The 14,048-nt window shown below is 64.2% G+C and carries 16 protein-coding genes; 4 read left to right on the top strand and 12 right to left on the bottom strand.

The annotated features are described in order from the left end of the window. Positions 1-16 precede the first annotated feature (16 nt). The 3 genes from lysA to argH form a co-directional block, all read right to left on the bottom strand. Positions 17-1,282: a diaminopimelate decarboxylase gene (gene lysA / locus ACVWVY_RS01470; RefSeq protein WP_456624727.1), complete on the bottom strand. Its 1,266-nt coding sequence runs from the start codon at positions 1,280-1,282 to the stop codon at positions 17-19. Positions 1,283-1,352: 70 nt separating this feature from the next. Then, complete coding sequence (gene lptM, locus ACVWVY_RS01475; RefSeq protein ID WP_456624728.1) at positions 1,353-1,622, bottom strand: LPS translocon maturation chaperone LptM; 270 nt, start codon at positions 1,620-1,622, stop codon at positions 1,353-1,355. A gap of 111 nt (positions 1,623-1,733) precedes the next feature. Then, complete coding sequence (argH, locus tag ACVWVY_RS01480; protein WP_456624729.1) at positions 1,734-3,131, bottom strand: argininosuccinate lyase; 1,398 nt, start codon at positions 3,129-3,131, stop codon at positions 1,734-1,736. Between the two features lie 144 nt (positions 3,132-3,275). Here argH and tlpA point away from each other — a divergent pair, with 144 nt between their 5' ends. Beyond that, the gene (tlpA, locus tag ACVWVY_RS01485; protein WP_456624730.1) at positions 3,276-3,944 is read left to right on the top strand and encodes a thiol:disulfide interchange protein TlpA; all 669 of its coding nucleotides are present in this window, start codon (positions 3,276-3,278) and stop codon (positions 3,942-3,944) included. A 72-nt stretch (positions 3,945-4,016) separates the two neighbouring features. Here the strand turns inward: tlpA and ACVWVY_RS01490 are convergent, their stop codons facing one another. The 6 genes from ACVWVY_RS01490 to ACVWVY_RS01515 form a co-directional block, all read right to left on the bottom strand. Then, positions 4,017-4,196, bottom strand: coding sequence for a putative motility protein (locus tag ACVWVY_RS01490; protein WP_456632066.1), 180 nt, complete (start codon positions 4,194-4,196; stop codon positions 4,017-4,019). 171 nt (positions 4,197-4,367) lie between these two features. Continuing rightward, positions 4,368-5,249, bottom strand: a complete 882-nt coding sequence (locus tag ACVWVY_RS01495; protein ID WP_456632067.1) for a 3-hydroxybutyryl-CoA dehydrogenase — start codon at positions 5,247-5,249, stop codon at positions 4,368-4,370. A 185-nt stretch (positions 5,250-5,434) separates the two neighbouring features. Further along, a complete protein-coding gene (locus ACVWVY_RS01500; protein WP_456624731.1) occupies positions 5,435-6,379 on the bottom strand; it encodes an electron transfer flavoprotein subunit alpha/FixB family protein in 945 nt (314 codons plus the stop codon). After that, positions 6,379-7,128: an electron transfer flavoprotein subunit beta/FixA family protein gene (locus tag ACVWVY_RS01505; protein WP_456624732.1), complete on the bottom strand. Its 750-nt coding sequence runs from the start codon at positions 7,126-7,128 to the stop codon at positions 6,379-6,381. The genes ACVWVY_RS01500 and ACVWVY_RS01505 overlap by 1 nt, the downstream gene beginning before the upstream one ends. A 147-nt stretch (positions 7,129-7,275) precedes the next feature. Continuing rightward, positions 7,276-7,848: a cob(I)yrinic acid a,c-diamide adenosyltransferase gene (locus tag ACVWVY_RS01510; RefSeq protein ID WP_456624733.1), complete on the bottom strand. Its 573-nt coding sequence runs from the start codon at positions 7,846-7,848 to the stop codon at positions 7,276-7,278. A 23-nt stretch (positions 7,849-7,871) separates the two neighbouring features. Next, positions 7,872-8,066, bottom strand: coding sequence for a twin transmembrane helix small protein (locus ACVWVY_RS01515; protein ID WP_456624734.1), 195 nt, complete (start codon positions 8,064-8,066; stop codon positions 7,872-7,874). A gap of 191 nt (positions 8,067-8,257) precedes the next feature. Between ACVWVY_RS01515 and ACVWVY_RS01520 the strand changes: the two genes are divergently transcribed. Next, the gene (locus ACVWVY_RS01520) at positions 8,258-9,118 is read left to right on the top strand and encodes a YihY/virulence factor BrkB family protein (protein ID WP_456632068.1); all 861 of its coding nucleotides are present in this window, start codon (positions 8,258-8,260) and stop codon (positions 9,116-9,118) included. On the opposite strand, the gene ACVWVY_RS01525 is transcribed toward ACVWVY_RS01520, so the two are convergent. After that, on the bottom strand, positions 9,042-10,298 hold the full coding sequence (locus ACVWVY_RS01525; protein ID WP_456624735.1) for an ATP-binding protein: 1,257 nt from the start codon (positions 10,296-10,298) through the stop codon (positions 9,042-9,044). The genes ACVWVY_RS01520 and ACVWVY_RS01525 overlap by 77 nt on opposite strands. A gap of 65 nt (positions 10,299-10,363) precedes the next feature. Then, positions 10,364-11,266 carry a tRNA glutamyl-Q(34) synthetase GluQRS gene (gene gluQRS, locus ACVWVY_RS01530; protein WP_456624736.1) on the bottom strand — a complete coding sequence of 301 codons (903 nt, stop codon included), beginning with the start codon at positions 11,264-11,266 and terminating at the stop codon, positions 10,364-10,366. A 37-nt stretch (positions 11,267-11,303) separates the two neighbouring features. On the opposite strand from gluQRS, the gene ACVWVY_RS01535 reads away from it, so the two are divergent. After that, a complete protein-coding gene (locus ACVWVY_RS01535) occupies positions 11,304-11,996 on the top strand; it encodes a DNA-3-methyladenine glycosylase family protein (RefSeq protein ID WP_456624737.1) in 693 nt (230 codons plus the stop codon). On the opposite strand, the gene ACVWVY_RS01540 is transcribed toward ACVWVY_RS01535, so the two are convergent. After that, complete coding sequence (locus ACVWVY_RS01540; protein ID WP_456624738.1) at positions 11,953-12,840, bottom strand: LysR family transcriptional regulator; 888 nt, start codon at positions 12,838-12,840, stop codon at positions 11,953-11,955. The two genes, ACVWVY_RS01535 and ACVWVY_RS01540, sit on opposite strands and share 44 nt — an antisense overlap. Positions 12,841-13,044: 204 nt before the next feature. Between ACVWVY_RS01540 and ACVWVY_RS01545 the strand changes: the two genes are divergently transcribed. Then, positions 13,045-14,019: an NAD(P)H-dependent flavin oxidoreductase gene (locus tag ACVWVY_RS01545; RefSeq protein ID WP_456624739.1), complete on the top strand. Its 975-nt coding sequence runs from the start codon at positions 13,045-13,047 to the stop codon at positions 14,017-14,019. The last annotated feature ends 29 nt before the right edge of the window (positions 14,020-14,048 follow it).

Consider the following 14,048-nt stretch of genomic DNA (forward strand, 5'->3'; position numbering starts at 1 on the left):
ACGCACTTACCTAGCGTCACAGCCACGGCGCCGGCCGATCCATTGCGATCAGCTCTTCGACCTCGATGCGCGGACGGACCACGGCGTACTGGTCGTCCTTGACGAGGACTTCCGGCACCAGCGCGCGGGTGTTGTAAAAACCGGACTGCACCGCGCCGTAAGCGCCCGCGGTCATGATCGCGATGAGATCGCCGGCCTTGGGCTCAGGCAGGTTGCGGTCGAGGGCGAGATAGTCGCCCGTCTCGCAGACCGGACCGACGACGTCGGCCGTGATCGTTCGCGCGCCCTTGACGGGCTCGCGCACGGGGAGGATGTCGTGATGGGCTTCGTACAGCGTGGGGCGGATCAAATCGTTCATCGCGGCGTCGATGATGACGAAGTTCTTGGCCTCGCCGGGCTTCACGTAGATGACGCGGGAAACGAGAATGCCGGCATTGCCGACGATCATCCGCCCCGGCTCGAACATCAGCGTGCAGCCGAGATTATGCGTCACCCGCTTGACCATCGCGGCATAGGCCGACGGCAATGGCGGCGCTTCGCGGTCGGCGTGATAGGGAATGCCGAGCCCGCCGCCGAAATCGATATGCTCGATGTTGTGGCCGTCGGCGCGCAGCGTCTGCACGAAATCGGCAAGAATCCGGAACGCGGTTTCCATCTTGGAAAGATCAGTGATCTGGCTGCCGATATGCATGTCGGTGCCGGTCACCTCGATGCCCGGCAGCTTGGCGGCCCGGGCGTAGACCTCGCGCGCCCGCAGAATCGGAATGCCGAACTTGTTCTCGGACTTGCCGGTGGCGATCTTGGCGTGGGTGCCGGCATCGACGTCCGGATTGACCCGTATCGAAATCCGCGCGGTCCTGCCGGTCTCGACCGCGAGCTTCGACAGCAATTCCAGTTCGGGTTCGGACTCGACGTTGATGCAGAGGATGTCCGCCGCCAACGCCGCGCGCAGTTCGGGTTCGGTCTTGCCGACACCCGAGAACAGGATCTTGCTCGGCGGAATCCCCGCGGCCAGTGCGCGCTTGAGTTCGCCGCCCGACACCACGTCGGCCCCGGCGCCAAGCTTGGCGAGCGTGCGCAGCACCGACTGGTTGGAATTCGCCTTCATGGCGTAGCAGACCAGCGTCTTCTCGCCGGCAAAGGCTTCGGTGAAGACGCGGTAGTGGCGCTCCAGCGTCGCGGTCGAATAGCAATAGAACGGCGTGCCTATGGTGTCCGCGAGTTCGGACAGGTTGACGGCTTCGGCGTGCAGCACGCCGTTGCGATAGTCAAAATGGTTCATGGCGCGCTCATAACGTTTTCGAGCGAAGTGGATACCGGTTCGCGTCAAGAAAACGCGTCAAAACAAGACTCTAGTCCAGCAGCGGATCGAGAACGAATTTCTTCTTGCCGCCCCTGGGGGCGCTGGGGCCTGCCTCGGATCCGTAGGTCGGGTTGAACACGCCGGGCTGCGCCGCGCGCTCGGCCTCGGTATCCGTCGACGTGGCCTGGGCCTGCGGCGCCGCTGCGGTCGGCGGCAAATCGAGCCCGGCCTTGCGTCCGCAGCCCCCGAGCGCGAGCGCGGTCACGCTCAACAGGATGATGGCCCATCCCGACGATGACGGGCGGTAGTTACTGATCACGACGAAATCCCCAATGCGCGCCGCACCATACAAAGATTGCCTAGGTCTGGCGAGTGCCGATGGGCAACGGAAACCCAAGAAAAACCCAAGAAATTGCAGCGAAATTTTTCCTCAGCCCAATTTTTGCTCTTTTTCCAGCCGTTTCAGCCAGGCTTTGGCCTGCGACAGCACGTTCTTCGGCGCCGTGCCGCCATAACTGGTCCGGCTCTTGACGGAGGCTTCCACCGACAGCACGCGCAGGGCGTCGGCCGTAATCTTCGGTTCGACTTCCTGCATCGCCGCGAGCGGCAGATCGTGCAGCGCCACGCCCTGCTTCGAGGCAAGGCCGACGATTCGCCCGGTGACATGGTGGGCATCGCGGAACGGCATTTTCAGCGTCCGCACCAGCCAGTCGGCCAGATCGGTGGCGGTGGCATAGCCCTCGCCGGCGGCGGCCTTCATCCTGTTCTCGTCGGGGACGAGATCGAGGACCATGCCGGTCATGGCGCGAATCGCCAGCGACAGCGCGGAAAACGCCTCCATCGCGCCCTGCTTGTCCTCCTGCATGTCCTTTTGATAGGCGAGCGGCAGCCCCTTCATCACGATCAGGAGACCGTTGAGCGCGCCGATCACCCGGCCGGTCTTGGCGCGCACCAGTTCGGCGGCGTCCGGATTGCGCTTCTGCGGCATGATCGAGGAGCCGGTGGTGAACTTGTCGCTAAGGCGCACCAGGCCGACCAGCGGCGAGGTCCAGATCACGATTTCTTCGGCAAACCGCGACATGTGCACGGCCGCGATCGAGGCCGCCGACAGGGTTTCGAGCACGAAGTCGCGATCCGAGACCGCGTCCAGCGAATTGGCCATCGGCCGGTCGAAGCCAAGCGCCTTTGCGGTGGCATGGCGGTCGATCGGAAACGAGGTTCCGGCCAGCGCGGCGGCCCCGAGCGGTGATTCGTTGAGCCGCTTGCGCGCATCGGCAAACCGGCCGCGGTCGCGCGCGGCCATCTCGACATAGGCCAGCAGATGATGGCCGAAGGTGACGGGCTGCGCGGTCTGAAGATGGGTGAAGCCCGGCATCACGGTCGCGGCATGTTCCAGCGCGCGGCTGGCCAGCGCATGCTGGAAGACGGCCAGCGCCGCGTCGGTCTCATCGAGAGTGTCGCGGACGTAGAGCCGGAAATCGGTCGCCACCTGGTCGTTGCGCGACCGCGCGGTATGCAGCCTTCCCGCGGCGGGCCCAATCAGTTCGGAAAGCCGGCTCTCGACGTTCATATGGATGTCTTCGAGCGCGCGCTTGAAGTCGAACGAGCCCTTGCCGATTTCTGACAAAATCGTGTCTAGACCCTTGCCGATATTTTTCGCATCACTCGCGGTGATAATGCCTTGCGCGGCCAGCATCGCAGCGTGGGCCTTGGACGCGGCGATGTCCTGGGCATACATGTGACGATCGACGTCGATCGAGACGTTGATTTCCTCCATGATCGCATCGGGACGCTCGGTGAACCGGCCGCCCCACATCTTGTTGCTCATGACTTCTCAAGCCCTGCTTCTCAAGCCTTGCCACCTATCGTCGAACCCGAGCGAAACGCCGTGCCGGGTTCGGCCGTAACTCGACCGTAATCTTCGGCCCTGCATAGCCGTATCTGATACAGGATGACAAACGATATGCCCGAAATGCCCCAATCCCGCCCGGCCGCAACGCGCCGGATCCCGATCGCCATCGGCGCGGTGGTTGCCGTGGGCGTGATCGGATTGGGCGCGTTTTACGGGCTCGGCGGCTTCAAGCGCGGTCCGGGCGGCGATCCCTCCTGTAGCGGCGCGGTCGAACTGGCCCGCAGGATCGCGCCACTGGCGCATGGCGAGGTGGCCGCGCTGACCATGGCGACGGCGCCGCTGCGGCTGCCCGACCTCGCCTTCGAGGACGCCGACGGCAAGCCCCGAAAGCTCTCGGAATGGCGCGGCAAGACGGTCTTGGTGAACCTGTGGGCCACCTGGTGCGTGCCTTGCCGTAAAGAGATGCCGGCGCTGGACAGCCTGCAGGCCAAACTCGGGGGCAAGGATTTCGAGGTGGTCGCCGTCAACATCGACACCCGTGACCCCGAGAAGCCGAAGACCTTCCTGAAAGACGCCAATCTGACCCGGCTCGGCTATTTTGCCGATTCAAAAGCCAAGGTTTTTCAGGATCTTAAGGGTATAGGCAAAGCGCTGGGGATGCCGACCTCGGTGCTGGTCGACGGCCAGGGCTGCGAGATCGCAAATCTGGCTGGTCCCGCCGAATGGGCCAGCGAGGACGCGATCAAGCTGATCAAGGCCGCGATGGTGCCGGCAAAGGCGGGGTTTTAGCGATCCAGGAGGCTGCCGTCGTGTGATGGTGGGAACGGCGCAAGAGCGCCTTTACCACCCTACGATCCGGCTTTACGCCGCAATATTGACGTTGCCGCCCACGCCGGGGGCGAGATTGGCCGTGCCCAAGAGCGTCTGGACTGCGGCTTTCTCCGCGTCCGCGTTCTGTTTGATGATCGAAGTCTGGATCTGCTGCTGCGTGCCCGCCGCCTTCATCGCGAGCATGCTCGAAACCATAGCCATCATGTCCATACGCAGCACTCCTCAAACCTGAGGGCACCCTACCCCGGCACCGGTTAACGAATTCTGGAGATGGCGAAAAAGTAGGGTGGGTCAGGCGAAGCCGTAACCCACCAAGGTCTCTGCACGCCGTGATGGTGGCGGGTGGATTACGCTCCACCCTACGGCATCGAGATTGGCGCCCTATCGCGTCGGAACCGGCTTGTCGCCGCGGTAGTCGTAGAAGCCCCGCCCGGTCTTGCGGCCGAGCCAGCCGGCTTCGACGTATTTCACCAGGAGCGGGCACGGCCGGTACTTCGAATCCGCCAGCCCCTCGTGCAGCACCTGCATGATCGACAGGCAGGTGTCGAGCCCAATGAAATCGGCGAGTTCCAAGGGTCCCATCCGGTGATGCGCGCCGAGCTTCATCGCGGCGTCGATCGCCTCGACGTTCCCGACGCCCTCATAGAGCGTGTAGATCGCCTCGTTGATCATCGGCATCAGGATGCGGTTGACGATGAAGGCCGGAAAATCCTCCGATACCGCGATCTGCTTGCCGAGCTTGCCGACAAATTCCTTTGCCGTTTCGAAGGTGGAATCGTCGGTAGCGATGCCGCGGATCAGCTCGACCAGTTCCATCGCCTGCACCGGATTCATGAAATGAATGCCGATGAAGCGCTCGGGGCGGTCGGTCGAGGCGGCGAGCCGCGTGATCGAGATCGATGAGGAGTTGGTGGCGACGATGGCTTCCGGCTTCAGCACCGCGCAGAGCTCGTGAAAGATCTTGCGCTTGACCTCTTCCTTTTCGACCGCGCTCTCGATCACGAGGTCGCAGTCTGCCAAACCATCCAGTGTCTCGGTGGAGGTGATGCGGGCGAGCGCTTGCTTGCGGGCGTCCTCTGTGATGGCCTGCTTGGCGACCTGGCGCGACAGATGGCCGTTGATGGTCGCCATCGCCGATTTCAGCCGCTCGTCGGAGACGTCGTTGAGCACCACGTCGAGGCCGGCCAGCGCCGCCACATGCGCGATGCCGTTGCCCATCTGGCCCGAGCCGATCACGCCGACCTTCTTGATTGTCACCGCCATCTTGTCATCCACCGGAACGGCGCGCACATCGCGCCTGTTCATCTCTGAACCTCAGCTCTGATCTCAGAATTGAGGTTCAGTCCCATCTTTGACACGTTTTCTTCAGGCATTGTGGAAATCCACACCTGAATATGACCTTAACGTAAACACCGGCCCGCGTTGCGCGTCCGGCCGGTGTACAATTATTACTTTCCGAGCTTGCCGAGCGCTTCGGTCAGTTCCGGAACCGCCTGATAGAGGTCCGCGACCAGGCCGTAATCGGCAACCTGGAAGATCGGCGCGTCTTCATCCTTGTTGATCGCAACGATCACCTTGGAATCCTTCATGCCGGCGAGATGCTGGATCGCGCCGGAGATACCGATGGCGACATATAGTTCCGGTGCTACCACCTTGCCGGTCTGGCCGACCTGCCAGTCGTTGGGCGCATAACCGGCATCGACCGCGGCGCGCGAGGCGCCGACACCGGCGCCGAGCTTGTCAGCGAGCGGCTCGATATATTTGGCAAAATTCTCGCGGCTCTGCATGGCGCGGCCACCAGAGACGATGATTTTTGCCGACGTCAGTTCCGGACGGTCGCTCTTGGCAACCTCTTCGCCGACGAAACTGGAGAGGCCGGGATCGGCCGCCGCGGCGGCGTTTTCGACCGGCGCGCTGCCGCCGTCGCCGGCGGCGGCAAAGGTCGAGGTCCGCACCGTGATGACCTTCTTGGCGTCCTTCGACTTCACCGTCTGGATCGCGTTTCCGGCGTAGATCGGGCGCTCGAACGTGTCTGATGAGACCACCTTGATGATCTCGGACACCTGCATCACGTCGAGCAGCGCTGCGACGCGCGGCATCACGTTCTTGAAGCGCGAGGTCGCGGGCGCGACAAAGACGTCATAGGAAGGCGCCAGCGACACGATCAGCGCGGCCAACGGCTCGGCGAGGTCATGGGCGTAGGCGGCATTGTCGGCGAGCAGCACCTTCGTGACACCGGCAAGTTTGGAGGCGGCATCGGCCGCCGCCTTGGCGTTTTCGCCGGCGACCAGCACATGCACCTCGGCACCGAGGGCTGTGGCCGCGGTCAGCGTCTTGTTGGTGGCGTCCTTGATCGACGCGTTGTCATGTTCGGCAATCAATAGCGTCGTCATCAGAGAACCCCGGCTTCGGTCTTGAGTTTCGAGATCAGCTCGGCGACGTCCTTGACCTTGACGCCACCCTTGCGGCCGGGCGGTTCTGATGTCTTGAGCACTTCGAGATGCGGCGTTAGATCGACGCCGTAATCGGCCGCGCTCTTGTCGTCGATCGGCTTCTTCTTCGCCTTCATGATGTTGGGCAGCGACGCGTAGCGCGGTTCGTTCAACCGCAAATCGGTGGTGACGATCGCCGGCCCCTTCAGCTTGATGGTCTGCAAGCCGCCGTCCACCTCGCGCGTGACGTTGAAATCGGCGCCGTCGACTTCGAGCTTGGAAGCGAAGGTCGCCTGCGACCATCCGAGCAGGGCGGCCAGCATCTGACCGGTCTGGTTCGAATCGTCGTCGATCGCCTGCTTGCCGAGAATGATCAGCCCGGGCTTCTCCGCATCGGCGACGGCTTTCAGAATCTTGGCGACCGCCAGCGGCTCCACATTGCCTTCGGCCTTGACGAGGATGCCGCGGTCGGCGCCCATGGCCAGACCAGTCCGGATCGTCTCCGAGGCCTGCGCTGCGCCGATCGACACCACCACCACTTCGGTCGCCTTGCCGGCTTCCTTCAGGCGCAGCGCTTCCTCGACGGCGATTTCGTCGAATGGATTCATCGACATCTTGACGTTGGCCAGTTCCACGCCCGTTCCGTCGCTCTTGACGCGGACCTTGACGTTGTAATCGACCACCCGCTTTACCGGCACAAGAACCTTCATCGGTCTTCTTTCGTTTGAATTCTGGGGTTTGGTTGGCTTGTCATTAGCCTGTCATCAGCCTGTTATCGCTTGGGCGCGGAACCTAAAGGTCCCGCTATCGGCGGTCAACGCGCGAAAGCCAAAAATTGCCTCCCGTCAGGGCCTATCTTAACGGTTCTGACCGGGCACCCACAACACGTCTCCGGCCCCATTATCGTTCACGTGGCGGCTGGCGACGAACAGAAAATCCGACAGGCGGTTCATATACTGAATAGCAGCCCCGCTGACGGGCTCCTCAGGGTTGGCGGCGAGTTCCACCATGATCCGTTCCGCCCTGCGACATATGGTGCGGGCAAGATGCAGGTATGCCGCAGCAGGGGTGCCGCCGGGCAGCACGAACGAGGTCAACGGCGCCAGCCGCTCGTTCAGCCCGTCAATGTCTCGCTCGAGCCGTTCGACCTGGCTGGAGAGCATCCGCAACCGCTCGGCCTTGCCGTCGCGCTGGGGTACCGCGAGATCGGCCCCGAGATCGAACAGGTCGTTCTGGATCCGGCCCAGCATCGCATCGAGTTCGCGCGCCTCGGCAAGGTGCAGCCGCACGACGCCGATGGCGGCGTTGGTCTCGTCCACGGTGCCGTAGGCCGAGATGCGCAGATCGTATTTCGGGCGGCGTTCGCCGCTGCCAAGCGCCGTGGTGCCGTCATCGCCGGTCTTGGTATAGATGCGGTTGAGTACGACCATTGGCGTGTCCCTTTATCTTGCCCTTATTTGCCCATCGTCCAGACCACGACCATGGTGATGACGATGGCGATGAATTGCAGCAACACCCGAAGCCGCATCAGGTTCTGCGACCGGCTCGGCGAGCCACCCCGCATCATGTTGACGAGGCCGAGCAGCAGCACGATAGCCACCGCCGCAACCATGATCGGGAGGACGATCGAACTCAGAAAGGATGCCATCGGCGCTACATAACACCGCGCAGCGCCGACTTCCACACGTTCACATTCCTTCGCACAACGCCTCGCACAGTGCGTAACGATCTGGCTTTTAATCCAATAATATCAGAAGCTAGCCCAAGTTCTGGAGCGGGATCGCCGTCCCCTGATCGAGGTGAGATGTGAGGCTCATTCGCTACGTCTACCTCGTGGTGATGGAGGCGTTCTATACGTTCCTCGCCGATGACGGCTGGGCGATCGCGAGCCACATCGCGCTGTCGACGTTGATGGCGCTGTTCCCGTTCCTGATCGTGCTGACGTCGCTGGCCGGCTTTTTCGGCTCCAAGGAACTCGCGGACGGCGCGGTGGGGCTGCTGCTGGAGACCTGGCCGCAGCAGGTCGCGGACGCGCTGTCAGGCGAAATCCACGACGTGCTGACCACGACGCGCGGCGACATCCTCACCGTCGGCGCGCTGCTGGCGGTCTATTTCGCCTCCAACGGCGTCGAGGCGGTGCGGGTCGCGTTGAACCGCGCCTATTCGGTGATCGAACCGCGGGCGTGGTACTGGCTACGCCTGGAATCGATCGGCTATACGCTGATGGCTGCCTTCACCTCGCTCGCGATGGCGTTCCTGATCGTGCTTGGCCCCCTGATTCTGGAAACGGCACGCCGCCACATTCCGTTCTTCGTCGAGACCAACGAAAGGGTCTTATTTTTCGCCCGCTACGGCATCACGATCACGGCAATGATTGTGGCGCTGTTCGTGCTGCATGCCTGGCTGCCCTGCGGCCGGCGGAGCTTTCTGCAGATCCTTCCGGGCATCGTCTTTACGATGGTGGCGTCCCTGATCTCGGGCATCGTCTTCGGCCAGTATCTGGCGCGCTTCGCCAGCAACTACGTGACGATGTATGCGGGGCTTGCCTCGGTCATCATCGCGCTGGTGTTTCTGTATTTCATTGCCGCGATTTTCGTCTACGGCGGCGAACTGAACGCGGCCATCATGAAGTCGCATTTGCCGAAGGGGATGTCGCTTCATGCAGCGCAGTCGCGAGGGCGCGCGGAGACACAGGCTTGACCAGAAAGATGTCGGCGCCGGCGGCCCGTGATGCCGCCTCGTCCTCGGTGCGGCCGGATATGCCGATGATCGGAATGCGCCCGAGCGGCGCCTCCAGCGCGCGAATCCGCGTGATCGCCTCGATTCCGTTGATCCCCGGCAGGACCATGTCCATCAGCACCGCATCGAACACGCCGTGCGCGAGCCGGTCGGGCGCCGCCTCGCCCTGGCCGATGAACTCGGCCTGGTGACCGAGCTCGGTCAGGATCGCGTTGAGGACGACGCGGCCGAACGGATTGTCCTCGACGCTAAGCAGGCGCAACGGCCGCGGCAAACCGATCGATGCTTCGCCACCGGCGCCGGACGCCGCCGTTACCGCGTCCTTTGCCGGTGACATCACGACATTGAAGGTAAAGGTGGTGCCGCCGCCACGGCGTTGCGTCACGGTGACATCGCCTCCCATGGCGCGCGCCAGTTGCTTGACCGACGACAATCCGAGACCGGCGCCGCCGAAGCGCGATGCAATGGAGACGTTGGCCTGCGAAAACGGGCGGAACAGGCGCTTGATTTCGCCCAGCGTAAGGCCGATCCCGCTGTCGGAGACCTCGAATGCAACGGCGACCTTGCCTTTCGGGCTGCGCAGGGGCGTGACCTGGAGGGCGACCCTGCCCTGTTCGGTGAATTTCACGGCATTGTCGATCAGGTTCTCCACCGCGGCGCGCAGGCGGACGGGATCGCCGATCGCAAATGCTGGGAGTTTTTCGGAAATAACAACCGAAGATTGCAGGCCCTTCGCCGCCGCGCGGCCGGTCAGCGAATCGGCGGCATTGCGGGCGAGCGTGCGCAGGTCGAAGAAGTCCTGCCGGACCTCGAGCCCGGGACCGCCGCTGCGCGCGGCATCGACGAACAGGGTCGCCAGGCTCGCCAGATGTTCCGCGCCCGCCTTGATGGTGTCGACCCAGCGCCGTTCGCGCTCGTCGAGATCGGAGGTCGCGAGCAGATTGCTGATCGCCAGAATGCCTGTGAGCGGCGTGCGGACCTCGTGCGCGAACGCTGCCAGCGCGGTCTCGACCATACCGGAGGCGGCGGCGGCGGATTTGCGGGTACCGCGCACTTTTGCCGCGGCGCTGGATACGCGCTTTTTCGCTGGCCGCTTCTTGGCTGGCCGTGTGATGCGCCGTGCGCGCCGCTTCGCCGCCATGGTCCCCCTTCCTCTGCCGCAACCAACATGACACGCGATGGCGGCCGATGTCACGGGAGACGTTTTCAGCAACCCCCAGTAGTATTACGGAAGCCGTCGGATAGACCGACGAGGCTGCGAATATCTGCAGGCGAGGCACCTTGCCCACGCAATTCGCGCAAGGCGGTGGCTTGCGTCGATTTCGAAAGCTTATGTCCCGATGCGTCTTCGATCAGCCGGTGATGCCGATAGACCGGTTGCGGGATACCGAGCAGTTGCTGCAACAGCAGATGCACGCTGGTCGACCAGAACAGGTCCCTGCCCCGCACCACGTCGGTAACGCCCTGCAGGGCGTCGTCGATCACGACGGACAAATGATAGCTCGTGGGCGTCTCCTTGCGCGCCAGGATGACGTCGCCCCAGGCTTCCGGAAGCGCGTTCACGATGCCGCTCTCGCCGCCGGGGCCGGCACCATCCTCGCGCCAGGCCAGTTCTTTCGTGCGCGCGAGTGCGGCCTCCATGTCGAGGCGCAGCGCGTAAGGCATACCTTCCGCGATCAATTGCCGGCGTTGTTCCGGCGACAGCGATTTCGCAGACCCCGGATAGAGCGGCGCCCCGTCGGGATCGCGCGGCCAGGGCGCGCAGGCTTCGCGTTGCGCAACCAGACGGGCGATTTCCGCGCGGCTCTCGAAGCTCGGATAGATCAGGCCCAAGCCTGCCAATCCTTCGACCGCCTCCCGATAGCCCGCAAAATGTTCCGATTGCCGCCGCACCGGCGTTTCCCAGGATATCCCGAGCCAGGCGAGGTCCTCGTAAATCGCCGCCTCGAATTCCGGCCGGCACCTGGTCGCGTCGATGTCCTCGATCCGCAGCAGGAACCGGCCGCCGGCCCGGCGCGCCAGGTCGAAATTCAGCAGCGCCGAATAGGCGTGACCGAGATGGAGGTAGCCGTTCGGGCTTGGTGCAAATCGGAGAACGGGTGGCGGCATTGATCTCTTTCGCGGGACATGATGGTTTTAAGGGGCAATGACCATCCACCTCAACAGCCAGTCCGATCTCGAAGACGCCGTCCACGCCCTGGTCAAGCAGGACGTGCGGCTGAAGCCGATTTTCGAGCTGACGGGCATGCCGGCGCTTCGGCAGCGCGAGCCGGGGTTTGCCGGGCTGGCGGCGATCGTCTGCGGCCAGCAGCTCTCCACCGCGAGTGCTGCGGCGATCTGGGGACGCCTCACAGCCGCGTTCGATCCGTTTGATCCCGAGCCTATCCGCAAGGCGCGCGCCGAGCGCCTCGGACGGCTAGGCCTTTCGGCCGCCAAGATCAAGACGCTGAAAAACATCGCGCGCGAGCTGGCCGCCGAGCGATTGAACCTCGACGTGCTGGCGGAGGAGGACGCCGATGCCGCCCACCACACGCTGACGGCGCTGCACGGCATCGGCCCGTGGACCGCCGACGTCTACCTGCTGTTCTGTCTCGGCCATGGCGACGCCTGGCCTGCCGGCGATATCGCCATACAGGAAGCGATCAAAGTCGGCCTCGGCCTGCCGACGCGCCCGACCGCCAAGCAGATGGCGCCACTGGCCGAACCGTGGCGCCCGCTGCGCGGCGCGGCGGCGCATCTGTGGTGGAGCTATTATCGCGTGCTGAAGAAGCGCGAAGGCGTGCTGGCGGACAAACTCACCCCCGCAACTCTACCCGGTCCTCCCGCGCGGAAGTCGTGACGAAATCGATCACGGCGCGCACCGCGGGGAGTTCGACCAGATCGGGATGCGCGAGCAGCCAGAGGTCCGCCACGCTGGCGAGCTTCTGTGGCGCGACGCGGACCAGATCCGGATAGGCGGCCGCGACAAAGCAGGACAGCGTCGAAATCCCGAGGCCCGCGCGCGCTGCGGCGAGCATGTCGCCCTGCGACGAGCATCGCATCACCATCGAGCCCTGCCGCGTGATCGCGTCGCTCCAGCGCGCCAGCCGCTCGTTCGACAATCGATCGGCGAAGCCGATGACACTGTGTCCCTTCCATTCGTCACGCCGCTCCGGGAGCCGCCGCCGCGCGGCGTAATCGCGCGAGGCGTAGAAGCCGGTGCCGAGACGGCCGACCTTGCGGCCGATCAGGTTCTCTTCGCCGCTGTCCACCGGACGCAGCACGACGTCGGCCTCGCGGCGACGTACGCTGGCCGGATAGGGATGGGTGATGATCTCGAGCTGGATATGGTCATGCGCGCGCAGGAACGGACCGAGCTTCGGCATCAGCCAGTGGGAGGCGAGCGTCGAACCGATCGACAGCTTGACGACGCCGCGCGCCTGCGCCCCCGTCGCCGACACCGCGGCTTCCGCACGCAGCGCCGCCGCCGCCATCGCGTCGACATGCTCGCGAAACTTGCGGCCCTGCCCAGTCAGCGAAAGGCCTTCATTGGAGCGCGCGAACAGGGGAATGCCGAGCTGGCCTTCCAGCTCGGCGATCTTGCGGCCGACCGTCGGATGGCTGGAGCGCAACCGCCGCGCGGCGGCGGCGAAGCTCCCCGTCTCGGCCACCGCGACGAAGGTCTTGCACAGGTCCCAGTCCATCGGCTCCCCCCGCGGCGCCGCAGCCGCCCTGTTCATTCCTGATTGATTACCTGTTCAATATTGAACGGCTGGAACGTGCCGTCCAGCCCTATAATGGACGGTAACAAGCGCAGGCCAGCGGCTTCGCCCGGCCTGAGCGCTCAAATCAACATCAATGGATGCGCGCCTGGCCTCACCGGCCCTGCGCGACACAGGAGGAACCGAATGCCGCTTCCCGCTTCGCTTGCCAATTCGCTCGAACTGCCAGTGGTCGGCTCGCCGCTGTTCATCGTCTCGGGGCCGGAACTCGTGATCGCCCAGTGCAAGGCCGGCATCGTCGGCTCGTTCCCCGCGCTGAACGCCCGCCCGGTGGAGAAGCTCGACGAATGGCTGAGCCGGATCGAGAACGAACTCGGCGAGTACAAGGCGCTGCATCCGGAGAAAAAGGTCGCGCCCTACGCGGTCAACCAGATCTGCCACGCCTCCAACGACCGGCTGATGAAGGACATGGAGACCTGTGTGAAGCACAAGGTGCCTGTTATCATCACCTCGCTGCGGCCGCCGATCGAAATCGTCGAGGCCGCGCATTCCTATGGCGGCGTGGTTTTCCATGACGTGATCAACGTCAAGCACGCGCGGAAAGCCGCCGACCATGGCGTCGACGGTCTCATTCTGGTCTGCGCCGGCGCCGGCGGCCATGCCGGCACGCTGTCGCCGTTCGCGCTGCTGCGCGAGGTGAAGCAGTGGTTCAAGGGGACGATCCTGCTGTCGGGCGCGATCTCCGACGGCTGGGGCATCGCGTCGGCGCTCGCGCTCGGCGCCGACATGGCCTACATGGGCACGCGCTTTATCGCCACCGCGGAAGCCAACGCCGATCCGGCCTACAAGGCCGCGCTGGTCGAGCACGCCGCGCACGACATCGTCTACTCCAACCTGTTCACCGGCGTGCACGGCAATTATCTCGGCCCCTCGATCGTAGCCGCGGGCCTCGATCCCGACAATCTGCCGCAAAGCGACAAGACGAAGATGAATTTCGGTTCCGGCGGCAACACCAAGGCCAAGGCGTGGCGCGACATCTGGGGTTCCGGCCAGGGCATCGGCCAGATCGCCGATGCGCCGCCGGTCGCCGATCTGGTGGCGCGGTTGAAGGCCGAATTCGTCGACGCCAGCAGCGACTTTCTCAACCGAGCGCGCGCCTAAGACGCGCCGGTTTTCAATGCGGCCAATCA

This window comes from Bradyrhizobium sp. URHC0002, assembly GCF_054059515.1.

Bases quoted from the DNA above. Each gene is read 5' to 3' on its own strand.
- ACVWVY_RS01545 (WP_456624739.1), top strand. From the start codon at position 13,045: ATGCCGCTTCCCGCTTCGCTTGCCAATTCGCTCGAACTGCCAGTGGTC.
- ACVWVY_RS01520 (WP_456632068.1), top strand. From the start codon at position 8,258: ATGGAGGCGTTCTATACGTTCCTCGCCGATGACGGCTGGGCGATCGCG.
- lysA (WP_456624727.1), bottom strand. From the start codon at position 1,282: ATGAACCATTTTGACTATCGCAACGGCGTGCTGCACGCCGAAGCCGTC.
- tlpA (WP_456624730.1), top strand. From the start codon at position 3,276: ATGCCCCAATCCCGCCCGGCCGCAACGCGCCGGATCCCGATCGCCATC.
- ACVWVY_RS01510 (WP_456624733.1), bottom strand. From the start codon at position 7,848: ATGGTCGTACTCAACCGCATCTATACCAAGACCGGCGATGACGGCACC.
- ACVWVY_RS01490 (WP_456632066.1), bottom strand. From the start codon at position 4,196: ATGGACATGATGGCTATGGTTTCGAGCATGCTCGCGATGAAGGCGGCG.
- ACVWVY_RS01495 (WP_456632067.1), bottom strand. From the start codon at position 5,249: ATGGCGGTGACAATCAAGAAGGTCGGCGTGATCGGCTCGGGCCAGATG.
- ACVWVY_RS01505 (WP_456624732.1), bottom strand. From the start codon at position 7,128: ATGAAGGTTCTTGTGCCGGTAAAGCGGGTGGTCGATTACAACGTCAAG.
- ACVWVY_RS01540 (WP_456624738.1), bottom strand. From the start codon at position 12,840: ATGGACTGGGACCTGTGCAAGACCTTCGTCGCGGTGGCCGAGACGGGG.
- argH (WP_456624729.1), bottom strand. From the start codon at position 3,131: ATGAGCAACAAGATGTGGGGCGGCCGGTTCACCGAGCGTCCCGATGCG.
- ACVWVY_RS01525 (WP_456624735.1), bottom strand. From the start codon at position 10,298: ATGGCGGCGAAGCGGCGCGCACGGCGCATCACACGGCCAGCCAAGAAG.
- ACVWVY_RS01500 (WP_456624731.1), bottom strand. From the start codon at position 6,379: ATGACGACGCTATTGATTGCCGAACATGACAACGCGTCGATCAAGGAC.
- ACVWVY_RS01515 (WP_456624734.1), bottom strand. From the start codon at position 8,066: ATGGCATCCTTTCTGAGTTCGATCGTCCTCCCGATCATGGTTGCGGCG.
- ACVWVY_RS01535 (WP_456624737.1), top strand. From the start codon at position 11,304: ATGACCATCCACCTCAACAGCCAGTCCGATCTCGAAGACGCCGTCCAC.
- gluQRS (WP_456624736.1), bottom strand. From the start codon at position 11,266: ATGCCGCCACCCGTTCTCCGATTTGCACCAAGCCCGAACGGCTACCTC.